Source organism: Flagellimonas hymeniacidonis, assembly GCF_008040165.1.
GTDB lineage: Bacteria > Bacteroidota > Bacteroidia > Flavobacteriales > Flavobacteriaceae > Flagellimonas > Flagellimonas hymeniacidonis.
Genome location: NZ_VRUR01000001.1, coordinates 885259 through 908662 on the forward strand (window position 1 = coordinate 885259; position 23404 = coordinate 908662).

General features: G+C 38.2%; 21 protein-coding genes. 7 read left to right on the forward strand and 14 right to left on the reverse strand.

The window, feature by feature from the left end; translation table 11 throughout:
- Position 1: 1 nt before the first annotated feature.
- Positions 2–718: a DUF6503 family protein gene (locus tag FVB32_RS03905; RefSeq protein ID WP_147741365.1), complete on the forward strand. Its 717-nt coding sequence runs from the start codon at positions 2–4 to the stop codon at positions 716–718.
- A 4-nt stretch (positions 719–722) separates the two neighbouring features.
- Here FVB32_RS03905 and nadD read toward each other — a convergent pair whose 3' ends face one another.
- From nadD to FVB32_RS03935, 6 genes are all read right to left on the reverse strand, one after another.
- On the reverse strand, positions 723–1307 hold the full coding sequence (gene nadD / locus FVB32_RS03910) for a nicotinate (nicotinamide) nucleotide adenylyltransferase (RefSeq protein WP_147741367.1): 585 nt from the start codon (positions 1305–1307) through the stop codon (positions 723–725).
- Between the two features lie 4 nt (positions 1308–1311).
- A complete protein-coding gene (gene gmk, locus FVB32_RS03915; RefSeq protein WP_147741369.1) occupies positions 1312–1911 on the reverse strand; it encodes a guanylate kinase in 600 nt (199 codons plus the stop codon).
- Positions 1908–2765, reverse strand: a complete 858-nt coding sequence (locus FVB32_RS03920; protein WP_147741371.1) for a YicC/YloC family endoribonuclease — start codon at positions 2763–2765, stop codon at positions 1908–1910. Before FVB32_RS03920 ends, gmk begins: the two co-directional genes overlap by 4 nt.
- A 92-nt stretch (positions 2766–2857) precedes the next feature.
- The gene (locus FVB32_RS03925; protein WP_147741373.1) at positions 2858–3610 is read right to left on the reverse strand and encodes a 3-keto-disaccharide hydrolase; all 753 of its coding nucleotides are present in this window, start codon (positions 3608–3610) and stop codon (positions 2858–2860) included.
- A 7-nt stretch (positions 3611–3617) separates the two neighbouring features.
- Positions 3618–4373 carry a 3-keto-disaccharide hydrolase gene (locus tag FVB32_RS03930; RefSeq protein ID WP_147741375.1) on the reverse strand — a complete coding sequence of 252 codons (756 nt, stop codon included), beginning with the start codon at positions 4371–4373 and terminating at the stop codon, positions 3618–3620.
- On the reverse strand, positions 4370–5422 hold the full coding sequence (locus FVB32_RS03935; protein WP_147741377.1) for a sugar phosphate isomerase/epimerase family protein: 1053 nt from the start codon (positions 5420–5422) through the stop codon (positions 4370–4372). The genes FVB32_RS03930 and FVB32_RS03935 overlap by 4 nt, the downstream gene beginning before the upstream one ends.
- Before the next feature lie 143 nt (positions 5423–5565).
- Between FVB32_RS03935 and FVB32_RS03940 the strand changes: the two genes are divergently transcribed.
- A complete protein-coding gene (locus FVB32_RS03940; RefSeq protein WP_147741379.1) occupies positions 5566–7269 on the forward strand; it encodes a GMC oxidoreductase in 1704 nt (567 codons plus the stop codon).
- Between the two features lie 9 nt (positions 7270–7278).
- Positions 7279–7743, forward strand: a complete 465-nt coding sequence (locus FVB32_RS03945; RefSeq protein WP_147741381.1) for an ASCH domain-containing protein — start codon at positions 7279–7281, stop codon at positions 7741–7743.
- Positions 7744–7790: 47 nt separating this feature from the next.
- On the opposite strand, the gene FVB32_RS03950 is transcribed toward FVB32_RS03945, so the two are convergent.
- The 5 genes from FVB32_RS03950 to FVB32_RS03970 are packed head-to-tail and all read right to left on the reverse strand — an operon-like array spanning position 7791 to position 12839.
- The gene (locus tag FVB32_RS03950) at positions 7791–8927 is read right to left on the reverse strand and encodes a Gfo/Idh/MocA family protein (protein ID WP_147741382.1); all 1137 of its coding nucleotides are present in this window, start codon (positions 8925–8927) and stop codon (positions 7791–7793) included.
- A gap of 13 nt (positions 8928–8940) precedes the next feature.
- A complete protein-coding gene (locus FVB32_RS03955) occupies positions 8941–10110 on the reverse strand; it encodes an MFS transporter (RefSeq protein WP_147741384.1) in 1170 nt (389 codons plus the stop codon).
- Positions 10111–10141: 31 nt separating this feature from the next.
- Positions 10142–11371 (reverse strand): nucleoside permease, encoded by a 1230-nt coding sequence (locus tag FVB32_RS03960; protein WP_147741386.1) that lies wholly within the window; start codon positions 11369–11371, stop codon positions 10142–10144.
- 7 nt (positions 11372–11378) lie between these two features.
- Entirely contained in the window at positions 11379–11822 is a 444-nt protein-coding gene (locus tag FVB32_RS03965; protein WP_147741388.1) for a DinB family protein, read from the reverse strand.
- A 12-nt stretch (positions 11823–11834) separates the two neighbouring features.
- Positions 11835–12839: a sugar phosphate isomerase/epimerase family protein gene (locus FVB32_RS03970; protein WP_147741390.1), complete on the reverse strand. Its 1005-nt coding sequence runs from the start codon at positions 12837–12839 to the stop codon at positions 11835–11837.
- Between the two features lie 135 nt (positions 12840–12974).
- Between FVB32_RS03970 and FVB32_RS03975 the strand changes: the two genes are divergently transcribed.
- Complete coding sequence (locus FVB32_RS03975) at positions 12975–14693, forward strand: GMC oxidoreductase (RefSeq protein ID WP_147741392.1); 1719 nt, start codon at positions 12975–12977, stop codon at positions 14691–14693.
- Positions 14693–15346 carry a gluconate 2-dehydrogenase subunit 3 family protein gene (locus tag FVB32_RS03980; RefSeq protein WP_147741394.1) on the forward strand — a complete coding sequence of 218 codons (654 nt, stop codon included), beginning with the start codon at positions 14693–14695 and terminating at the stop codon, positions 15344–15346. The genes FVB32_RS03975 and FVB32_RS03980 overlap by 1 nt, the downstream gene beginning before the upstream one ends.
- A gap of 158 nt (positions 15347–15504) precedes the next feature.
- Here the strand turns inward: FVB32_RS03980 and FVB32_RS03985 are convergent, their stop codons facing one another.
- Both FVB32_RS03985 and FVB32_RS03990 read right to left on the reverse strand, forming a co-directional pair.
- Entirely contained in the window at positions 15505–17982 is a 2478-nt protein-coding gene (locus FVB32_RS03985) for a ribonucleoside-diphosphate reductase subunit alpha (protein ID WP_147741396.1), read from the reverse strand.
- A 139-nt stretch (positions 17983–18121) separates the two neighbouring features.
- Positions 18122–19108: a ribonucleotide-diphosphate reductase subunit beta gene (locus FVB32_RS03990; RefSeq protein ID WP_147741398.1), complete on the reverse strand. Its 987-nt coding sequence runs from the start codon at positions 19106–19108 to the stop codon at positions 18122–18124.
- 921 nt (positions 19109–20029) lie between these two features.
- On the opposite strand from FVB32_RS03990, the gene FVB32_RS03995 reads away from it, so the two are divergent.
- Both FVB32_RS03995 and FVB32_RS04000 read left to right on the forward strand, forming a co-directional pair.
- The gene (locus tag FVB32_RS03995; protein WP_147741400.1) at positions 20030–20764 is read left to right on the forward strand and encodes a LytR/AlgR family response regulator transcription factor; all 735 of its coding nucleotides are present in this window, start codon (positions 20030–20032) and stop codon (positions 20762–20764) included.
- A gap of 15 nt (positions 20765–20779) precedes the next feature.
- Positions 20780–22741: a tetratricopeptide repeat protein gene (locus FVB32_RS04000; protein WP_147741402.1), complete on the forward strand. Its 1962-nt coding sequence runs from the start codon at positions 20780–20782 to the stop codon at positions 22739–22741.
- Here FVB32_RS04000 and FVB32_RS04005 read toward each other — a convergent pair.
- Positions 22734–23303 (reverse strand): DUF3109 family protein, encoded by a 570-nt coding sequence (locus tag FVB32_RS04005; protein ID WP_147741404.1) that lies wholly within the window; start codon positions 23301–23303, stop codon positions 22734–22736. The two genes, FVB32_RS04000 and FVB32_RS04005, sit on opposite strands and share 8 nt — an antisense overlap.
- Positions 23304–23404: the final 101 nt, after the last annotated feature.

A 23404-nucleotide genomic window follows, 5' to 3' on the forward strand; every position in this document is an offset into this window, starting at 1 on the left:
CATGCGATATATCATTCTGATTTCTGTTTTTTTTATAAGTAATGTATTCCATGGGCAAAAAATTACCGCCGAAGAGCTTTTAGATAAGGCCATTCAATTTCATGACCCCAATAATCAATGGAAAACATTGGATGGTGCATTTAATGTGCTCATGAAGACACCCAAATCAAGTGACCGATTAAGCACTATTCAGATTAACATCCCAAAGCAATATTTTAGTTTAGAGGTGAAGAAGGATGATGCTTCCTATACCTATACTTTTAACAAAGAAGTATGCACGACCAGCTTAAATGGCTCTTCTGAAGTTAGTGATAAAGACAGGGAAACCTATAGACTGACTTGTGAACGAGGGGGCATGATGAAAAATTACTATACCTATTTGTATGGTCTCCCCATGAAAATTAAAGATCCTGGTACCATTTTACATGATGAGGTTCGAACCAAAACATTTAAAGGAAAAGAATATTTGGTCCTCAAGGTAAATTATGAGGAACGTGTGGGCAAAGATGTTTGGTATTTTTACTTTGACCCCAATACCTATGCTATGGAAGTGTATCAATTTTACCATGATGAAAGTAAAAATGATGGGGAATATATTCTTCTAGAAGGTTTAGAGGAGGTTGAGGGCATTAAAATGCCAAAAACTAGAGCATGGTACTATAACAAAGACGATAAATATTTAGGAACAGATATTCTTAGTCAAGCAGGCGCGGAGTAATTCCCTATCTATAAAAATTCATTTCATCCATATATTTCCAAACGGGAGCTGGAAGCAGTGGTTTAATATTCTTCCCTTCTTTATGTGCATTCCGAATAAAGGTGGATGAAATTTCCATAATAGGAGCATCTACTTTTATAATTTTCGGATGACCCACAAACTGATGCTCCATTTTTCCTTTAGAAATTCTGGGGTATACGTATATGGCATGGTGTTCCAAAATGGACTCATAGTTTTTCCATTTATGAAAGCTTTTTAAATTGTCTTCTCCCATGATAAGCGAAAAATCATGTTCCTTACCATATTGCTCTTCGAGTAGAAGTAGTGTATTGATAGTATAATTAGGCTGTGGTAAATCAAATTCTATTGTACTGGGCTTAAGATTGGGATAATCCTGAACAGCTTCAAAAACCATCTGATACCGGTGATGGTTATCTAATAAAGAATGTTTTTTTTTAAAAGGACTTTGTGGGGTAATGATGAACCAAACCTCATCCAATGTAGAAAACTCCACCATATGGTTGGCTATTGCCAGATGACCAATATGGATAGGGTTAAACGTACCAAAGTATAGCCCTACTTTTTTCACCTTTCTATTCTTCTTCTGATTTGGGCATTTTTGCACCCACAAAATCAGCCACCAATTTATGGGACTCTTTTAGTGCCATGTCCAAATCATAGTTTTTGATAATTTCATCAAATTGAGGAGCGGTAGCAAGCTCTACAGAAGCTTTTGCAACCCTCATATTGATTTTATCATCACTTTCTGTACTTCGCTTTTTAAGCCTGATTTTTAGCTCATCTACGCTAGGTGGCTTCACAAAAACGGCCAAGGTTTCCTTTGGAAATTTCTTTTTAATCCGAAGCCCGCCGACTACATCAATATCAAAAATTACATTTTTTCCTTCTGCCCATAAGCGTTCCACTTCACTTTTTAAAGTACCATAGAAATTATCCCTATATACCTCTTCCCACTCTAAAAAATCTTCAGCTTTAATGTGTTTTTTAAATTCAGAAATGGACATGAAGTAGTAATTGATCCCTTCTTTTTCTTTTCCTCTTCTAGGTCTGGAGGTTGCAGAAACCGAAAAAGCCAAATTAAGCTCAGGCTGTTCCAACAAATACCTTACAATTGTAGTCTTACCACTACCGGAAGGTGCCGAAAAGATAATGAGCTTTCCTCCTTCCTTCATAATACATTAAGCATTTGCTCCTTTATTTTTTCCAGCTCATCTTTCATTTGCACTACCAATTGTTGCATGGGTGCATAATTTGCCTTGGAACCAATGGTATTGATCTCTCTACCAATTTCTTGAGCAATGAACCCAAGCTTTTTACCGTTGGAATCTTTGGATTTTAATGTTGTTTCAAAATAGCTCAAATGATTGGCCAAACGAACTTTTTCTTCCGTGATATCGTATTTCTCTAAATAGTAGATCAATTCCTGTTCAAACCTATTGGCATCTACCTCTGTTTTTAAATCAGCTACCGCTTTTTCCAAACGTTCCCTAACGGTATCCAAACGTTCTGGATCGATTGCCTTTACCTCATCCAATAGTGTATTTAGATTCTTAAGCCGAGCTACAAAGTCTTTTTCCAAAACTTGACCTTCCTCATCTCGGAACTTGACAATTTCAGAAAGAGCCTGCTTCATAGCCCCTTTTATAGCTTGGTATTCCTCTTCATCTATATCTCCTCTCTCGGTTTTCATGGTATCTGGCATACGCAGTGCCATTTCAAGCAATTTAAGCTCATCACCTTCTGTAATATTGGCCAATTGTTGCATATACTTTCTAACCACTCCTTGGTTTACCTCGGCTGTTGTTTCCTCACCAGTGATTTCAAGGTATAGTCCAAAATCTACCTTTCCACGAATCAACACATCGGCAATCATTTTTCGCAATTCCAACTCCTTCTCTCTATAGGATTGTGGAATTCTAGCATTGATATCAAGGTTTTTGCTGTTGAGCGATTTAAGCTCTATGGATATTTTCTTGGAAGGAAGTTGCACTACATGCTTTCCAAATCCGGTCATGGATTGAATCATACAAAATGATTAAATTTTGGCAAAGGTAACCAAAATAGTTGCTAGACTACGTACACAAAGACCTTACAAGTTAGCAAGCTTTTAAAACGAACTTAGTTTAGTTCCCTTACCCAAATATTACGGTAACTCACCCTACTATTATCTCTATGATCTTGTAATACAATTGGGGCTTTTCCGTGTGCTTCGTACTTTGGCCAACCAATGTATTTAATGGTCCCTTCTATAATGGTGTGGTCTTGAATCAACACACCGTTATGCAAAACTGTAACCGTTGCCGGTTGTACAATATTGCCTCCCCTACTAAATTCTGGAGCGTGAAAGATAATATCGTAGGTATTCCATTCCCCAGTAGGGACAGATGCCATAGCTAAAGGAACAGTTTGCTTATAAACTGAGCCTACCTGACCATTGGTATAGGTTGGGTTATCGTTATTGTCCAGCACCTGAATCTCATAGCGCTGCTGAATAAAAACGCCGCTATTAGCCCTGTTCTGACCTTCTCGTTGCACCTCAGCAGGCGATTTCCATTCTATATGAAGTTGCATGCTTCCAAAGTTCTTTTTGGTCTGAATGTTTCCGGTCTTATCCTTAACTGTCATACTTCCATCTTCGTTTAAGTGCCACTTTACATCTGTACTATCCGCACTACTTACCCAATGGTTAAAATCCTTGCCATTAAATAATACAAGGGCATCGCTAGGAGGGGCTCCATTCTTTCCCGGAATAACCTTTGGAGGAACAGGTTCGTAAAACTCAGTAGCTTCTGGGGTGGTTGGCTCCTTCTCTTGTGAAAGTGCAAAAGTGGGTATCAAAACAATTGCTGCTAATAGAATATTGACTTTCATATGCATCCTAAAGTTCTTTGATTTTAATATTTCTATACCCAATCACTATGGGTTCACCATGGTCTTGGAATGCAATTTTCCCTGTTTTAAACTTCCCGAAGGCTTCCCAAGTAGCAAATTTAGAATTGGCCACCATAGCGTCCCAAGCTTCTCCATTTACAGGAAATTCTACAATCTTAACTCCGTTTAAAACCACGCTGCCTTCATTAGTTTCATGGTTAATCGATATTAAATAATGATTCCACTCTCCAACAGGTTTAACCACATTCTGAGACGGTGATACCATATCATAAAGCGCTCCAGCTTGGTGACTTGTGCCGTTCTTTGCATCTGGATGATCTATATTGTCCAGCACTTGAATCTCGGGCCCTGTAGTATAAGGTTCTGGGTATTTGTCATCTTCAACCACTCCCCACATAATACCACTATTGGCTCCACTGGATACCATCCATTCCACTGAAAGCACAAAATTTGTGTATTCCTTGTCCGTTACGATGTTGAAACGCTCGCCACCCTTTCGTTGTTCAGAAGTTTTGTTCAAGAGCATGGCGCCATCTTCCAAGCTCCAGGCTTCTTCTATATCCCTTCCCGAATATATGTGCCATCCATCCCACGAAGATCCGTCAAACAAAACAGTCCACTCAGGTTTTTCTTCCTGCATCTTTGTTTCTGAAGTTTCTTCTACTTCCTTGGAATTCTCTTTTGGCTTGTCTTTGCAAGCAAAAGCAACTATTAATATAGTCAGTAAAGCTATTTTTTTCATAATCCCAATATCTTTTTTAGTTTTTCAGTATCCGTTTCTGAACCGGCAAAATCATCAAATGTTTTGGTGGTTGCTTCAATAATATGGTCTTGAATAAATTTGGCACCTTCCCGTGCTCCTTGCTCAGGACTTTTAATACAACATTCCCACTCCATAACGGCCCAAACATCACATCCATATTGCGTTAACTTGGAGAAAATAGTCTTAAAATCTATTTGTCCATCTCCCAAAGAACGATATCTGCCCGCTCGATCACCCCAATCATTGTATCCTCCAAAAGCACCTTTTTTGCCTGTAGGATTAAATTCTGAGTCCTTTACGTGAAATGACTTTATAAATTCATGGTAATGGTCTATGTAGGTAATATAATCCAGTTGTTGCAATACAAAATGGCTTGGATCATATAAAATATTCACTCTTTTATGATTCCCCGTTGCTTCTAAAAAGCGTTCAAACGTATCCCCGTCATGTAAATCTTCTCCTGGATGAATTTCATAACAGACATCAACCCCTTCTTTATCAAAATGATTTAGAATGGGCATCCATCTATTGGCCAACTCTTCAAAACCCATTTCAACCAATCCGGGGGGGCGTTGTGGCCAGGGGTGAGCAGTATGCCAAAGTAACGACCCAGAGAATGTTGCATGCGCATTTAGTCCAAGCCTACGGCTTGCCGTAGCTGCTTTTTTAACAGTTTCCACCGCCCATGCCGTTCTCGCTTTAGGGTTGTTTTTTACCGTATCTGGCGCAAAATTATCAAACATAATATCATATGCGGGATGAACAGCTACCAGTTGTCCTTGCAAATGGGTTGAAAGCTCTGTAATCTCCAATCCGTACGAATTGATTTTCCCTTTGAGCTCATCGCAGTAATCTTGACTTTCAGCAGCCTTATCCAAATCTATTAAGAAAGATTCCCATGTGGGTATCTGAATGCCTTTGTATCCCAAACCAGAAGCCCATTTGCACATACCGTCCAAAGAATTGAATGGAGGTTGACCATCTACAAATTGGGCAAGAAATACCGCAGGTCCTTTAATTGTTTTCATTTAAATCAATTTTTTAAGAAATGATAAATCCTTAACGTTTTAGGATTTATCGCCTATATTTAAGAAAAAAACTACGATGTTATTATTTTTCCTGTAGAAAGACATAAATATAGGGATTAGCTAACAATTAAAACAGTACAATAATGAACGAAAATGTTGTTTATGATGCTATTGTTGTAGGAACAGGGATAAGTGGCGGTTGGGCAGCTAAAGAACTTTGTGAAAATGGCTTAAAAGCCTTGGTTTTGGAGCGTGGACCGATGGTGAAGCATGTAGAAGATTATAAAACCATGCATGATGATCCGTGGGACTATCCTTTAAAAGGCGAATTGAGCGATGAGGAATTGCAAAAATATCCTAAGCAACGTCGTTTGGGTTGGGCACCAAAGGAAGATGTCAAACATTTTTTTGTCAATGACTTGGAGCATCCATATCAAGAAACCAAGCGTTTTGACTGGATTAGGGGATATCAAGTTGGTGGACGTTCCTTAACATGGGGGCGGCAAAGTTACAGGTGGAGCGACATTGATTTTGAGGCCAACAAAAAGGAAGGTATTGCCGTAGACTGGCCTGTTCGCTACAAAGATATTGCTCCATGGTATGATAAGGTGGAATCTTATATCGGTGTTAGTGGTGAAAAATTGGGCCTAAAACAACTTCCGGATGGTCAATTTCAACCGCCAATGGAATTAAACTGTGTTGAAAAAGATTTACGGCAGGCTATGCAATCAGAGTTTGATGATGGAAGATTATTGACTATTGGGAGAGCGGCTCATATTACTGAAAACACTTCAAGTTTTGAAGGGAGAGGACCTTGTCAGTACCGAAGTAGGTGTTGGAGAGGATGCCCCTTTGGTGGATATTTTAGCAGCAACTCTTCTACGCTTCCTGCTGCGGAACGAACGGGCAATATGACATTGCGTGCCAATTCCATTGTTCACGAAGTGGTTTATGATGAAAAACAAAAGAGAGCGACAGGGGTAAAAGTTATCGATGCGGTGACACATGAAAAAATGGAATTCAAAGGCAAAATTGTGTTTCTATGTGCATCGGCAATGGCATCAGTTGGTATTTTATTGCAATCCAAATCAAAAACATTTCCAAATGGATTGGGCAATAATAATGATGAGCTAGGCCGTAATCTAATGGATCATCATTATCAACTAGGAGCTTCTGCAAAGGTTGATGGATACTTGGACAAATATTATAAAGGAAGAAGGCCTAATGGGTTCTATATTCCAAGGTTTGTTAACTTGGATGAAAATACCAAGACAAAGAACTTTCTTCGTGGTTTTGGATATCAAGGTGGTGCCAATAGGACTCATTGGTCTGAAATGGTAGCTGAAATGGGATATGGTAAAGCGCTTAAAGAGTCCATTTTAAAGCCAGGCGCCTGGGAAATTGGAATGACAGGTTTTGGCGAAATGTTGCCTCATCATGATAATAGAGTTACCTTGAGTAAAACCATGAAAGACCAGTGGGGCTTGCCTCAACTGGATTTTGATGTTGAATTCAGAGAAAATGAGCTGAACATGCGAGAGGCCATTAAAAAAGAAGCTGTAGCTATTTTTAAAGCTGCTGGCTTTAAAGATGTAAAAGCTTTTGATACGGAAACGGGGCCAGGTCTGGGAATTCATGAAATGGGTGGTGCCCGTATGGGGAATAACCCAAAAAACTCTGTTTTGAACCGAAACAACCAGATTCATGATGTGCCCAACGTTTATGTTACAGATGGTGCCTTTATGACCTCAGCAAGTTGTGTTAACCCCTCATTAACCTATATGGCCTTTACGGCAAGGGCCGCCAATCATGCCGCTAATCAATTTAAACAACATAAATTTTCTTAATATCTACTTATGGAAAACGCTTCTGCCCGAAATCTATGGGGTGATTTTCTAGACGCCCATCTGGAATTTGCCTCTGAAGATGCCCCAAAAGTCATTCATTTTTGCGACAATGAAAAAGATGCCAATACTTGTGCAAGCTTAGTTTGCAAAGATGTTAAACGTGCTACTTCGCATTCGTTGTTAGGTTTACAATTACGAAAGGAAGAGCTCCCAAAAATTGGTGATTTTGCTGTTGTAACAGATTGGTCTGGAAAAGCTTTGTGCATTATCCGTACCACCTCCGTCAAATTGGTCCCTTATTTTTCCATCCATTCAGAACATGCACGTTTGGAAGGTGAAGGAGACAAAAGTTTGGAACACTGGCAAAAATCTCATTGGGATTATTATACGAGGGAATTAGCAAAATTTAATAGAACACCTTTGGAGAGTATGATCGTGGTTTTTGAACGGTTTGAAAAGGTGTTTCAAAAATAATGACCGCAAAATGCGGTCATTAAAATCATATTGAGGAAAAACTATCCTTAATCCATTTCTACCCAAACATTTCCTTGTTTGTGTGATGCTACAGTGCCTTCAATGAAATTCATGCCTCTAACCCCATCTTCCATGGTTGGGAATTCTCCATCATTATATTTTTCACCCCGGATGGCTTTTGCGGCACCTAAATAAATGTTGGCCATGGAATCAAAAATCCCCTCTGGGTGTCCCGGTGGCATTTTTGATGCTCCTAAAGAAAGCTCGGAATTATATGCGTGTCCTGGCTTATATATTTGAACGGGTTCAGTATCGCTCATTTTGTAGAGAAAATTAGGCTTCTCTTGCTCCCATCTTAAGGCTCCTTTTTCTCCATAAATAGCAATGGCCAGTCCATTTTCCTCTCCTGTAGCAACTTGACTACCTCTGATCACACCTTTTACGTGCTCTCCCATTCGTATAAGAACGGTCCCGTCCACATCCATTTGGTTGTCTTCATAGAGGTAATTGAAATCACATAACAATGATTTAACCTGTAATCCTGTTGTAAACTCAACCATGTTAAACGCATGCACTCCAATATCTCCCATACATGAACTTATTCCAGCTTTTGTGGGATCTAAACGCCAAACAGAAGAACGCTTTTCCTTATCATGGATTACAGTATTTATCCAGCCTTGGTAGTATCTGGCGTCCACTTTATGAATTTTGCCCAGTTCTCCATTCTTGATCATCTCCCTCATTTGTCTCACCATAGGGTAACCCGTATAAGTATGGGTCAAAGCAAACACCTTCCCAGAATTTTTATGGACCTCTTGAAGGATTTTTGCCTCCTTGTAGTCCATTGTCATTGGCTTTTCACAGATAACATGAAAGCCATTGTCCAATAACTTTTTGGCCATTGGAAAGTGTAAAAAATTAGGCGTCAATACAGAACAGACCTGGATACGGTCTTCCTCAGGAAGTTTTAGCTCCTCCTCAATAAGTGTATCAAAGTCCTTGTATATTCTATTTGTAGGTACATCAATCTCTTTGGCAAAAGCAATATTTTGCTCATAATCTGGATTGAATACGGCTCCTACAATTTCATAATTATCATTGATAAAAGAGGCTACTCTATGAAGTACTCCAATAAGGGAATCACCACCCCCACCAATAATTCCTAGTCTTATTTTTTTTGGCATTTTTAAATTAGTATTAAGCTGTTTCTGTTTTTCTTTTCTTCATATAGATATAAAGTCCAATAAAGGCAACTATTAAAATCGCTGGTAATATCGACATGGTTCTTAGCGCTTCTGTTGCATTTGCATTGTCCATTAAATTACCCATTACAGGTAAAACCACAGAGACTGAAAGCATTCCAGCTCCACCCATTATGGACAATCCCAAAGCTCCCGTTTCTGGAAGGTATTCTGCAACAAAACCGAGCATGGTCGGCCAGAAAAATGTAACTCCAACTGCAAAAACCGCTGCGGCTGCAAAAGTCATTCCTCCGCTTGTAATAGTCAATAACCAAAGCCCTATAAATGTAAATATTGCTGAAAATAATAACATCCCTGCAGGCTGTAATTTATGTATGACCTTTCCTGCAAAGGCACGTCCTAACGCCATGATACCATTTATAAATGCTAGTACCAACAACGGCACTGCAACGGATTCTTTTAGCAATGATTCTATGCGTTGCGTTGTACCCAACTCTGATGCTGCTGTTAAAAACATACACAGGACCATAAATATGAATAGTGGTTTGCCCAAACTGGCAATCATTTTATTGTTGCTGACTCCCATTTGTACACGCTCGGTGACGGGGAAATTTTGACCTAAAAACATAAAGCCATAGATAATTAATGGAATAAATAACACTCCTACCATTACCTGCCATCCAAGCCCCATAACATCCATGACTAACCAGCCCACCAAAGAACCTATTACTATTCCCCCTGGAAACCAAACATGAAAACGATTCAACATCTTTGTCTTATTCTTGGTGTACATGGAGGCAATCATTGGGTTGAGTGCTGCTTCCACCATTCCATTGCCTATCCCTACAAAAAGTGTGGCCAAGAACAACGAGGTCTGATCCTTTGCCAAGATTGTCCATATGATACCAATAGCATGGGTAATAAAAGCTATCCATGTTATTTTTTTGATGCCTAGCGAGTCTACTAGCGGTCCTCCAACTATCATGGCAATTGTAAAGCCCCAAAAAGCAGGTGTAAACGCCCATCCTATTTGTTCTAAAGTAAGACCAACTCCTTCTGGCCCAAAAACAGTTTCTAATCTTGCCCTTATTGCAAAGGTCATTGCCGTTACCAAGAGTGCAACACAGGAGGCAACAAAAAGTCTATTCTTATTAATATTTTCCATCAAAATATATTTGGTTAGTTATCTATTTGGTTCAATTTTTATATTCTACTTCCTCATTTTTAAAAACTAAGGCAAACAACAGAAAAACAACCAAAGCAAATCCTGCAGGATACATCCATATAGTCTGCCAAGTATGAGTAGCATCTTCCAATAAATAGGTATCTGTTATTTTCCCCGCTATCCAAAACCCAATGAGCATTCCTACTCCATAAGTAGCAAGAGTTATTAATCCTTGGGCTGCGCTTTTATATTTCTCTCCAGCTTTCGTATCCGTATAAATTTGCCCTGATACAAAGAAAAAATCATAGCAAATACCATGCAGTGCTATCCCAATAATCAACATGAATGCAAGTTCACCTGGGTTTCCAAAGGCAAACAACAAATAGCGAATGGTCCATGCCAACATCCCCGCCAAAATGGTTTTTTTAAATCCATATTTTTTGAAGAAATAGGGCAGTAAAAGCATAAAAAGCACTTCTGATATTTGACCTATGGTCATTTTCCCTGTTGGGTTGCTCACGCCGATTTCCGAAAGAAATGGATTGGCGTTTTGATAATAAAAAGCTAAAGGGATACATATAAGAACAGAAGCGATAAAGAAAACCAGAAAATTTTTATCCTTTAAAAGCTTCAACGCATCAAACCCCAGCATACTTGCAATATTCACTTTTTCATCTTTCGATACTCTTGGAGGTGTTTTTGGAAGAGTAAAGCTAAAAAGCCCAAGAATAGCGGAGGCAATTGCCACCATTAAAAAAGTGTTTTTTAGCATCCCTTCTGATCTTCCCTCAGGCGAATCCCAAAGAAAAACATAGCTAATAATCAGTCCAGCAACAATCCAACCTATGGTTCCAAATACTCTAACCAAGGAGAATTCTTTAGCTGGATCTTTCATCTGATTGAAAGAGATTGAATTTACCAACGCCAAGGTTGGCATGTATAAAATCATATATCCCAAAACATATGGGTAAAAAGCAGCAAAGTCATCTACGCCATACATCTGGTACATTAGAAATGCTCCCACAAGGTGTAAAACACCTAAAATCCGTTCTGCATTAAAATAGCGATCTGCTATTAAACCAATAATAAATGGAGCAATTATGGCCCCCCATGACTGCGTTGAAAAAGCCTTTGCTATTTCTCCCCCATTGGCATTCAAGTTTTCCCCCAGAAAAGTGCCAAGTGTAACAAACCAACCACCCCAGATGAAGAATTCAAGGAACATCATAAAGGACAATTGGAACTTAATTTTTGTATTCATAAGAGGATCATCTTTTGTATAAAATATAATCTAAAGGTTCTGGGGCAATACCCGATGTTCTGAAATCCATTAGGATTTGTCCTCTGTGGTGAGTAGAATGATTAATGATGTGGAACAGAATGTCTTTGAGCTCGTTGGCAAAAATCCTTCCCTCACTATTTTCATAATCTACCCTCTTACTCAAATCATCTGCATTGGTTATGATTTCAAATGAAGTTCTTTGGTTCTCATAATGAATGTCTTCCCAACTCTCCAAAACATGTTCTTGCCAAGTATTGAACTCAATTGGTTTTCCAACAATTCTATGATTCCAAATATGGTGGGCATTTAATATATGACCGAACAATTTTATGGCCTTCTCTGGAACTTTTTCCATAGCAATGCATTGCTCAATGAGCTTTTTATTGCAATAGAAGTTATAATCAAACTGTTGATGTAAAAATCCCTTCATAAACCAAATGTTTTATGCAGATAGATCAAGCAATTTGCTCAACAAGTTTTTAGTAGCTATTATTCCTTCTTCTTCACTAAGTACATTTCCTTCATATTCCACACCTATATATCCCGTATACCCAGAATCCTTAACAATTTGTATCATCTTGGCATAATCAATCTTGGATTCATTTCCTTCAGCATCAAAATCATAGGATTTTGCACTCACAGCTTTGGCATATAGCATCAATTCAGTAACTCCTTGGTACTTGTCATATTCTTCTATGCATTTTGATTCGTAATAAGAACCATCTTCTCTTTTGATACAAAAGTTTCCAAAATCGGGCAAGGTCCCACAATTGTCCATTCCCACCTCTTTCATAATTCCGGCTAACATAGCTCCATTTGAAGAAAGTCCTCCATGATTTTCCACAATGATATTTACATTCTTATCCTTTGCGTAAGTAGCCAATTGTGTTAGCCCATCTACAGATGCCTTTGTCCAAGCTTCTTGCTCTTGAGTACCGTTCAAATTTACTCGTATGGAATGACATCCCATTGCTGAAGCTGCATCTACCCATTTATAATGGTTTTCCACTGCTTCCTTTCTTACAGCAGCATCCGATGCCGCTAGATCGCCTTGACCGTCTATCATGATGAGGACATTTTCAAGTCCATGTTTTTCACTTTCAGCATTACATTTATCAACGAATGCTTTCATGGCGGCCTCGGAAAAATTGTCCTTCTCCAATTCTTTGTAGTACAATCCGCTTACATATTCCAGCCCTGTGAATCCCCATGCTTTTGCTTTTTCCGCGAAAGTATAGGGGTCGACTCCATCATTCCGGATCATTTGGTTTATTGACCATTGGGCTAGTGATAGCTTGAACAATTGTTCTGGAGCTACTGGTGTTTCTTCTGGCATTTCTGAATCTGTTGTTTCTTTTTTCTTGCCTTGTTTACACGCATAGACTCCCAAAAGTGAAAATGCGATTCCGGCTCGTGTACTATTTTGAATAAAATTTCTTCTTTTCATAAGGATCAGTGGTTAAATCTTAATAGAATTAAAAAACTACAACGTTATAGTAGTGAATTCTCAATAAACATAAGGATTAAATGTAGAAAATTAATTTAATAATTAATACATTTATGAAATAAACAATCCTATTAAATGAGTAAATTTTATTACAACGAAGAGCAGGAATCATACGATGCCATTGTAGTGGGAACGGGCATTAGTGGTGGTTGGGCTGCTAAGGAATTATGCGAAAACGGACTAAAAACTTTGGTTTTGGAACGAGGTCGTATGGTCAACCATATTACAGATTATCCCACGGCAAATTTAGATCCATGGGATTTTCCAAATAATGGGGAATTATCTCCTGAAAAACTAGCAAGGCAGGAGAAGCAAAATAGAACAGGATATACCGTTAAAGCTCCGCATAATTTCTGGTTTGTGGATGATATTGACCATCCGTATAATGAAACAAAACGTTTTGATTGGATGCGAGGATATCATGTAGGAGGACGTTCATTACTGTGGGGACGTCATAGTTACCGTTGGAGTGAAATTGATTTTGAGGCGAATAAAAAAGAAGGTGTTGCCATTGATTGGCCTGTACGTTACAAAGATATTGCTCCTTGGTATGATAAAGTTGAAAGTTATATAGGAGTTTCTGGAGAGTTATTGGGTCTACCTCAACTCCCAGATGGGCAATTTGAGCCTATGATGACCCTTAACTGTGTTGAACAGCATGTGCGTGAACGCGTTGCAGATCATTTTGATGGTCGGGTTGTCACGGCAGGTAGAGTTGCACATATTAATAGTGACAAAAAATTTGATGGGCTAAATCGTAGCTCTTGTAAATTTAGAAATAGATGTATTCGAGGTTGTCCTTTTGGCGCCTATTTTAGTAGTAATTCTTCCACATTACCGGCGGCTGAGCGAACAGGAAATATGACCTTGCGTCCAGATTCCATTGTACACGAGGTAATCTATGATGCAGATACTAAAAAAGCTACTGGAGTTAAGGTTATAGATCGAGTTACTAAAGAAGTTTTCGAATTTAAAGCCAAAGTAATTTTCCTTTGTGCTTCTGCCGTAGCTTCTACTTCAATTTTGATGCAGTCCAAATCAGATAGATTCCCCGATGGAATGGGTAACGATTCAGGAGAATTGGGCCATAACATCATGGATCATCACTTTAAAGCCGGTGCCAGGGGTAAGGTAGACGGATTTGAGGATAAATATTACAAAGGAAGAAAACCAAATGGAATTTATGTTCCTCGTTTTAGAAATTTGGGTGGCAGCAGTAATATGAAAGAATTTACCAGAGGGTATGGATATCAAGGTGGTGCTGGAAGAGGTGATTATGAAGCCGCCATTGCCGAAGTTTCCCATGGAAAAGAACTTAAAGACGCTGTTTTAAAACCAGGAGGCTGGAACATGAATATGTTAGGGTTTGGAGAAATCTTGCCATATCATGAAAATAAAATGACCCTTGACTATGATAAGAAAGATCAGTGGGGATTACCAACGGTTACTTTTGATGCTGAGATAAAGGAAAATGAGCTTAATATGCGTAAAGATATGCAAGAGCAAGCAGCAGCAATGTTGGAGAAATCCGGAGTACGTGATGTGGAAACTTATGATGATACTTATGCACTAGGGCTTGGAATACATGAAATGGGTACTGCCAGAATGGGTAGAAATCCTAAAACTTCCGTTTTAAACGGAAACAATCAAGTACATGCCGTTAAAAACGTTTATGTGACTGATGGGTCTTTTATGACCTCTGCAAGTTGTGTAAACCCATCATTGACCTATATGGCTTTTACAGCAAGAGCTGCTAATCACGCAGCACAAGAACTTAAAAAAGGAAACATATAATGGAAAGAAGAGTCGCACTTAAAAATATGGGGTTGGCCTTTGGCTATACCGTTGCCGCTCCAACCCTTTTGGGAATAGTACAAAGTTGTAATAGCAAGAAAGTGTTGGATTGGACCCCAGAATTCTTTTCTAAAGATGAAGGAATGGTTTTACATACACTAGTAGACATCTTATTACCAAAAACAGATACCCCGTCTGCCACGGAAGTAAATGTGCATATGTTTATAGACAAATTTGCTAATGAAGTGCTCCCAAAGGAACATCAAGATTTTCTAAAGATGGGCATGAGCAATTTTACCAATAAGGTTTTGGCTTCTGCTCAAAAAGAGTCGCTTGCAGAGTTGGATGAAGAGGTTTTAGAGCCTGTTTTTGCTACTTATCTTAAGAAAAGAACGGACGAGGTTGAAGAAGCCCATGAAAAAGCTTTAGAAACTTACTTTATGGCTGTTGAAGAAAATGATGGAAGTGCTGTATTGGATGAAGAGATTTCATGCTTTAGTTTTGCTAATTCTTTACGTGATATTTCTATTTGGTCTTATAAGACATCAGAATATGTAGGTGAAGAAGTTTTAGCCTATTTACCGGTTCCTGGTGAGTACATAGGATGTGAAGATGAACAAACATTGACCCAGGGCAGAGCCTGGTCTTTATAAGACATTGAACAAGAATCATTAAAAAAGCCCCTTTAAAGGGGCTTTTTTTATTGAATTTCCAATTCAAAAAATACCCCGGAAGTTGTTCTTTGTGGGGTGAACTTTTCCGAGGCATTTGTTCAATAAACACTATCACATACTGATAAGTTCAGCATAAACTATGATCCACACATCAAACAGTCATCGTCCGCTTGGCCTTCTTTGGCACGTGCAATCATTTCTTTCATCTCTTCAGCTGTCATGGGTTGTACGTCTACTTCTTGCTGACTTGCCGATGAGGTTTCTACTTTAAGTTCTTCGGCTGCCTTAGGTGTTGCTGCCACAACTTCTGCCTCAGCAGCTACACTAATAGGAACCTCTTTTTTCTTTGTATTGTCCAAAGTAAACTTGATCGCATCTACAGCTGCCTTAGTTCTTAGGTAATACATTCCTGTTTTAAGTCCACTTTTCCATGCATAGAAATGCATAGAAGTCAACTTAGAATAATTAGCATTTTCCATGAACAGGTTCAAAGACTGACTCTGATCAATAAAGTAGCCTCGTTGTCTACTCATATCAATGATATCTTTCATGCTAAGCTCCCAAACCGTCTTGTACAACTCTCTAATGTCTTGTGGAATGGTTTCTATATGTTGAATAGATCCGTTGGCTCGCATCAATTCTTGCTTCATGTTTTCGTTCCAAAGACCTAAATTCACCAAGTCTTCCAAAAGGTGCTTATTTACTACGATAAACTCACCAGAAAGTACTCTTCGGGTATAAATGTTAGAGGTATATGGTTCAAAGCACTCATTATTGCCCAGTATTTGAGAAGTGGATGCTGTTGGCATTGGAGCTACCAACAAGGAGTTACGCACTCCATTTTTCTTTACATCTTTTCTCAACTTGGCCCAATCCCAACGTCCAGAAAGTTCTTCGTCCTTAATTCCCCAAAGGTTATGTTGGAACTCTCCTCCTTCAATTGGAGAACCTTTATAAGAGGAGTATGGTCCGTCTTCTTTTGCTTGCTCCATAGAAGCCGTTACCGCTGCAAAATATAGCGTTTCAAATATCTCCTGATTCAGTTTTTTGGCTTCATCACTGGTAAAAGGTAATCGCAACATGATGAATGCATCTGCCAAGCCCTGTACTCCAAGACCGATAGGTCTATGACGCATATTGGAATTTTCTGCCTCTTTTACCGGATAGTAGTTTCTATCGATTACCTTGTTCAGATTCTTGGTTACCCTTTTTGTAACCTTGAACAATTCCTTGTGGTCAAATTCCCCATTTTTTATAAACATGGGCAGTGCTATAGAAGCCAAATTACATACCGCTATCTCATCTGGAGAAGTGTACTCCAAAATTTCTGTACATAAGTTAGAAGAACGGATGGTTCCTAAATTCTTTTGGTTGCTCTTACGGTTGGCAGCATCCTTGTACAACATATATGGTGTACCAGTTTCAATTTGGGATTCCAATATTTTTTCCCAAAGGTCTCTTGCTCTAACGGTTTTACGACCCTTCCCTTCCGCTTCGTATTTTAAGTATAGTTCTTCAAACTCTTCACTGTGATGCGTAAAAAGTCCTGGGCACTCATTAGGACACATTAATGTCCATTCTTCATTTGCTTCTACTCTTTTCATGAAAAGGTCAGAAATCCACATGGCATAGAATAAATCTCGTGCACGCATTTCTTCTTTTCCATGATTCTTTTTCAAATCGAGGAACTCATAGATATCTGCATGCCATGGCTCCATATAGATTGCGAAACTTCCTTTACGCTTTCCGCCACCTTGATCCACATATCTAGCCGTATCATTAAATACTTGAAGCATGGGAACAATTCCATTAGAAGTACCATTGGTTCCTGCGATATAGGATCCTGTGGCTCTTACATTGTGGATAGAAAGACCTATACCGCCAGCAGATTGTGAAATTTTTGCTGTTTGCTTCAACGTATCGTAAATACCATCAATACTGTCATCTTTCATTGCTAATAGAAAGCAAGAAGACATCTGTGGTTTAGGAGTACCTGAATTGAATAAGGTAGGTGTAGCATGAGTGAAGTATTTTTTAGACATCAATTCATACGTTTCTATTGCAGCATCCAAATCGTTCAAATGGATGCCTATAGAGACACGCATCAACATATGCTGCGGACGCTCTGCTATCTTACCGTTCAATTTTAATAGGTATGAACGTTCCAAAGTTTTAAACCCGAAATAATCGTAGCCAAAATCACGGTTATAAATAATGGTTGAATCCAATTTTTCTGAATTCTTGGAAATTACCTCATACACCTCATCAGATAATAGTGGTGCCTTTTTACCTGTTCTAGGGTTTACGTATTCATACAAATCCTTCATGGTCTCCGAGAAGGATTTTTTAGTGTTTTTATGTAGGTTCGAAACTGAAATACGAGCTGCCAATTTCGCATAATCTGGATGTGTAGTCGTCATGGTGGCGGCAATTTCCGCTGCCAAATTATCCAATTCAGACGTGGTAACACCATCATAAAGTCCTTCTATGACTCGCATAGCAACTTTTAATGGATCTACCAGTCCGTTAAGACCATAACACAATTTTCTTACTCTCGCCGTGATCTTGTCGAACATGATCAGCTCTTTTCTTCCGTCTCTTTTTACTACATACATGTGGCTACTATTCTTTTTAAATGATACGTTTGTTGGTTAATCCCAGCATACATTTTAACGGCGATGGAAAAATTCCACCGCACTTAGGTTAAGGTCATGAAAACACTAGGGGGTAGTGCTTTCTTAAAGGTTGGTCAATTTAAAAATCAGCGTCGAAACTGATTTTTTGTGCATCTTCATCTTTTTCTTTGTTAAGAACCCCTGCCTTTTGATATTCAGACACGCGCTTTTCAAAGAAATTTGTTTTACCCTGAAGTGAAATCATATCCATGAAATCAAATGGGTTGGTGGCATTATATACTTTTTCGCATTCTAATTCCACAAGCAACCTATCTGTTACAAACTCTAAGTACTGTGTCATTAGTTTTGAGTTCATCCCAATAAGACTTGCTGGAAGTGACTCAGTGATAAATTCTCTTTCAATATTAAGCGCATCTGTCAAAATCGCAGTGATTCGCTCTTTTGGAACTTTATTGATCAAGTGTTTGTTATGTAAATGAACCGCATAATCACAGTGCATTCCCTCATCCCTTGAAATTAACTCGTTAGAAAATGTGAGTCCTGGCATTAGACCTCTTTTCTTTAACCAAAAGATAGAGCAGAAAGCACCTGAAAAGAAGATTCCCTCAACAGCTGCAAATGCGATTAATCTTTCAGCAAAACTTGGAGATTCAATCCAGTTCAATGCCCAATCTGCTTTCTTTTTGATTGCCGGAAAGTTTTCAATGGCTTTAAAAAGGATATTTTTCTCTTTCTCATCTTTCACGTAAGTATCTATTAGCAAAGAATACGTTTCTGAATGGATATTCTCCATCATGATTTGAAATCCGTAGAAGAATTTTGCTTCGGCATACTGCACCTCGCTAACAAAATTTTCTGCCAAATTCTCATTCACGATACCATCGGAGGCTGCGAAAAAAGCGAGTATGTGCTTTATAAAATAGCGCTCGTCATCGTTTAGTTTATTGTTCCAGTCCGTCAAATCTTCATGAAGGTCTATTTCTTCCGCAGTCCAAAAACAAGCTTCGCATTTCTTGTACCACTCCCAAAGATCATGATGCTTAATCGGAAATATTACAAATCTATCTTCATTTTCTTCTAATATAGGCTCAATGGCTGCTGACATAATTACGAGTTACAAAGTTTATAATCTGGAAAGGAAATTTCCTTGTGAATAGGGCTAACAAAGATTCAAAAATGTAACCAGATTGGAAAGTTTGTTTTACTAAAACGAGTGTAAAGTTTTTAACACAACATGTTGAAATCTAGGTTCGCAAGTGATGTTCCTTGGACTTTTCGGGATTACGACCCCATTGAAGTTTTTTGCCAAGATTCAACAATAACAAAAAAGACCAAAAAGTATATTGTAATATACTTTTTGGTCTTAACTATTTATGAAAATTTGCGCTTAAAGCTACTTTAGGGTATTGCATTACCAAACAGTACGGCCATTCTTAGCTTTAACCTTGGAATGTACTTTAATCTTAGGTAGTTCCCCCGAAACCCAAAACCAAAACTTAAACCTTGGCTCCGCTAAAGATTTTATTTTGCAAGCAGTTTCTAAAATCAAGAGGTTGGTTGCCGGCCGTACGCTTGTTTGTTGGTAATGTATATGAACTTGTTCTGTTGAAACTTACTAGTCTACATTAACTACTTTGTCCCAATCTGACTGCATTTTCAATTCTCTATCCTCCAAAATAGCAGCAAAAATTAGAGTAAATATCAAAAGCACGAATAACACAACACATTTTTTCATAGTATCACTATTTAGGTTGTCTCCTATTTTTTGACACCACCAAAGTATAAAACAATAAAATCAATTAGGACAGCGTATGTATAAACTGTTATCTTTTGTGTATAAATGGTTTTTGTTCCTTCAATGCCTCAAGTCTCGTATAAAAAAAGTGTTTTCGGGTTAAGAAAAATGCCACAAAATTGCCGTTACCGACCATTCTTTACCAATTATAAGCATATAAGCTCCATTAGCACATATTTTTAGAAACCTTAAATAGATTAATCCTAAATTTGAATTTGATTAAATTAGAGGATGTTAGAAGCAGTTATTGTAGATGATGAGGTAAAAGCCCTACAAAGCTTAAGTTGGGAATTAACCAATCTAAGTGATGAAGTGGATATAATAGCGTCTTTTACTGATGCTCATGAAGCCTTGAACTATTTAGAGCGCAATACCCCGGATTGTCTTTTTCTGGATATTGAAATGCCATCAATGGATGGGTTTCAATTTATAAAAAACCTCAAAAACAAGGATTTTCCAGTAGTTATTACCACAGCATATAATCAATACGCCTTAAAGGCGCTTAAAAATGAAGCCATTGATTATCTGCTAAAACCAATTGATACTGATGATCTTCAGGTAACCATTGCAAAAATAAAAAAGTACAATTCCAAGAACTTAACTGCGGAAAAACTGGAGAAAATCTTGCTGAACTTTAATGCAGATGCCCATAGCAAGAAAATAACCATAAATACAGATGGTAAATTACTGTTCTTAAATAGTGATGATATCCTATATGCTGAATCTGATGGTAACTACAGCACTATTTTTTTAAGTGATGGTCAAAAAATACTGCTTACCAAAAAGCTTAAGGAAGTAAATAATTTGTTGCCTGACAATAGTTTTTTTAGAATCCACAATTCCTATATCATCAATCTCAATAAGATAAAAGAATTTCTCAAAACAGACGGCTACGTGGTTTTGGAATCCAATCATAAAATTCCCGTTTCCCGACAAAAGAAATCCGATTTTTTGGATATGCTGTAACTTCCCTAAGCGCCTGTGTTCAAAATACTAGCTACAAAAACCGAAACCCCACAACATTTTCAAAAGATACTATTGTGGTGTTTTTTCTTCGCCTTTCAATTTGTAGTATCACAGGAAATTCCAGAAGCTTTCAAGGATAAAGCACAAAGGCTTGTTCAAATGAAGCCCAAAACCTATCTTTCATTAGATACGGAATTAAAGTCTGAAAAAAGGGATACCACGCTACTACGGTATTTTGCAGATTTGTGTGAAAAGGAAAACTATTTAGAAGGACAAGCCTATGCCCTTGACCAAATTGGAACAAAGTATAGAAACATATCCCAGTTTAAAAAGGCCGCTGACCTTCATCAACAGGCTTTGGAAATTTCAGAAAAAGCCAATAATATAGAATTAAAGGTGCTGAGCCTTAACATGCTTGGTGTTGTGTACAGGCGCACAGATGCCATTAAAACAGCCTTGGACTATAATCAAAAAGCTTTGGAATTGGCCGAAGAGGTTGAAAACCCATCACACCATATTAAAAGAAGCATAAATGTTTCTCTTAACTGTATTGGACTATTATACCGCGCACTGGAACAATATGACCTTGCCATTACCCAGTTTAAACGAGCGCTTAAGTTTGAGGAAGAACTTGACAACAAGTTAGGTTTGGCTATCAACCATCAAAACATTGGGATTTGTCTTGAACAAAAAGGAGATTTGGAGGGTGCCCTTGAAAATTATAGAAAATCGTTGGCTTATAATGAAACTATTAATTCTGACTTTGGACGTGTCCTATGCAAAAACAGCCTAGCCCAGGTCTACCTTAAGCAAGATATGCCACATGCCGCTCTGGTTTTGTTGGAACCCCTCCATGAGCAGTCCAAATCCATAGGTGACTTTTTTCTGACCTCCTCAGTATTTATAAATACTGGATGGGCACATACGATATTGGGAAATTTTGAGAAAGCGGGCAGATTTATTCAGGATGGTTTGGAGATGGCCCAAACCCATAACATGCCAGGCAATGTACTTTACGGTTATCAAAAACTTTCAGATTTTGAACGTGAAAGAGGTAATTATAAAAAAGCATATGAATATTATATAAAAGCAGACGAATACAACGAGGAAATTTCCAGTGCTACCAACTTTAGGTACATGAACGATGTAATTGTTCGATACGAAGCGGACAAAAAAAATAATCAAATCTCCGTGCTCGCCAAAGAAAATGAAATTGTGCGTCTTAGACTTCGTAAAAACCAAACCACCTTATTGGTAAGTGCCCTTATTGTAGGGCTAATTTCCTCTATCCTATACATCCTATATCGCCAATACCAGAGCAAGAATGAAAAAAGGGTTCTTTCCCTGGAACAAAACATGTTACGAAGTCAGATGAATCCGCATTTTTTGTTCAATTCCTTGAATTCAATCAAGCTGTACATAATCAACAATGAGCAAAAAAATGCAGTGCACTACTTAAATAAATTTTCCAAGTTGGTTCGGAAAATTCTGGAAGCTTCCTCATTAAAAGAAATTTCTTTAGCTGAAGAATTGGAAACGGTTGAACTCTACATGAATATTGAAAACATTCGATTCTCTAATGAGATAGATTTTAAAATAGCCGTAGATGACAATATTAATATAGACAATATAAAAGTGCCTTCTTTGGCATTGCAGCCATTCTTGGAAAATTCGTTATGGCATGGCCTTTCTCCAAAGAATGGTGAAAAAATGATTCATCTCAACGTCAAGCAAAAAACCCAAAATCATATTTCCATAGAAATCATAGACAACGGTGTTGGACGTGGAGTTGCGGAGGCAAATAAAGAAAATAGAGTTTTAAAAAGAAAATCGGTAGGAATACGAATTACTAAAGAACGTCTTGCCAATTTTTCCAAGGATTACCAAAACAATTTTGAGGTTGATATTGTTGATTTGTTCGATAAAAATGGAGTTCCAAAGGGGACTAAGGTGATTTTGGACATACCCGTTATTTAGCTTTCTCTTGGGCTACTTCTTCCAATTCTTTATACCAAGCTTTTCCAAACTTTCTTATCAGAGCCTCCTTTACAAACTTATAGATGGGAACCTTTAGCTCTTCACCCAAACTGCATGCAGGATCACAAATCTCCCATTTATGATAATTCACGGCAGTGAATTCTGAATACTCCCGTGTTCTAACCGGATACAAATGACAAGAGATAGGTTTCTTCCACTTCGTTGCTCCATCATTATAGGCATCTTCCAAACCGCACTTGGTGATTCCTTCTTTAGAGTAAACCACGTAGGCACACTCGCTTTTGTTTACCAATGGAGTTTCCCATTCCCCATCTTCTCCTTTTACAAAAGCGCCTTGTTCCATAATAGCTTCTACACCTTCTGGTCTCAGATAGGGCTTAACATCTTTAAAAATGTCTACCAATATTTCCGTCTCAGACTCTTCAAGAGGAGCGCCATATTCCCCATCTACACAGCAGGCACCTTTACAAGCATTTAAATTACATACAAAGTCCTTATCGATAATCTCTTCAGAAACAATGGTCTTTCCAATTTGAAACATGCTAATCCTGCTTTTTGGACAAAGGTAAATTAAAACCCAAAAATGATGTTTTCCTTATCGTTTTATATGATCTAAAAGTATTTTTTACACGTAAATTTGCA

Coding starts and splice junctions, on each gene's coding strand:
- FVB32_RS03905 (WP_147741365.1), top strand. CDS start 2: ATGCGATATATCATTCTGATTTCTGTTTTTTTTATAAGTAATGTATTC.
- gmk (WP_147741369.1), bottom strand. CDS start 1,911: ATGAAGGAAGGAGGAAAGCTCATTATCTTTTCGGCACCTTCCGGTAGT.
- FVB32_RS03920 (WP_147741371.1), bottom strand. CDS start 2,765: ATGATTCAATCCATGACCGGATTTGGAAAGCATGTAGTGCAACTTCCT.
- FVB32_RS03925 (WP_147741373.1), bottom strand. CDS start 3,610: ATGAAAGTCAATATTCTATTAGCAGCAATTGTTTTGATACCCACTTTT.
- FVB32_RS03930 (WP_147741375.1), bottom strand. CDS start 4,373: ATGAAAAAAATAGCTTTACTGACTATATTAATAGTTGCTTTTGCTTGC.
- FVB32_RS03935 (WP_147741377.1), bottom strand. CDS start 5,422: ATGAAAACAATTAAAGGACCTGCGGTATTTCTTGCCCAATTTGTAGAT.
- FVB32_RS03940 (WP_147741379.1), top strand. CDS start 5,566: ATGAACGAAAATGTTGTTTATGATGCTATTGTTGTAGGAACAGGGATA.
- FVB32_RS03945 (WP_147741381.1), top strand. CDS start 7,279: ATGGAAAACGCTTCTGCCCGAAATCTATGGGGTGATTTTCTAGACGCC.
- FVB32_RS03950 (WP_147741382.1), bottom strand. CDS start 8,927: ATGCCAAAAAAAATAAGACTAGGAATTATTGGTGGGGGTGGTGATTCC.
- FVB32_RS03955 (WP_147741384.1), bottom strand. CDS start 10,110: ATGGAAAATATTAATAAGAATAGACTTTTTGTTGCCTCCTGTGTTGCA.
- FVB32_RS03960 (WP_147741386.1), bottom strand. CDS start 11,371: ATGAATACAAAAATTAAGTTCCAATTGTCCTTTATGATGTTCCTTGAA.
- FVB32_RS03965 (WP_147741388.1), bottom strand. CDS start 11,822: ATGAAGGGATTTTTACATCAACAGTTTGATTATAACTTCTATTGCAAT.
- FVB32_RS03970 (WP_147741390.1), bottom strand. CDS start 12,839: ATGAAAAGAAGAAATTTTATTCAAAATAGTACACGAGCCGGAATCGCA.
- FVB32_RS03975 (WP_147741392.1), top strand. CDS start 12,975: ATGAGTAAATTTTATTACAACGAAGAGCAGGAATCATACGATGCCATT.
- FVB32_RS03980 (WP_147741394.1), top strand. CDS start 14,693: ATGGAAAGAAGAGTCGCACTTAAAAATATGGGGTTGGCCTTTGGCTAT.
- FVB32_RS03985 (WP_147741396.1), bottom strand. CDS start 17,982: ATGTATGTAGTAAAAAGAGACGGAAGAAAAGAGCTGATCATGTTCGAC.
- FVB32_RS03990 (WP_147741398.1), bottom strand. CDS start 19,108: ATGTCAGCAGCCATTGAGCCTATATTAGAAGAAAATGAAGATAGATTT.
- FVB32_RS03995 (WP_147741400.1), top strand. CDS start 20,030: ATGTTAGAAGCAGTTATTGTAGATGATGAGGTAAAAGCCCTACAAAGC.
- FVB32_RS04005 (WP_147741404.1), bottom strand. CDS start 23,303: ATGTTTCAAATTGGAAAGACCATTGTTTCTGAAGAGATTATCGATAAG.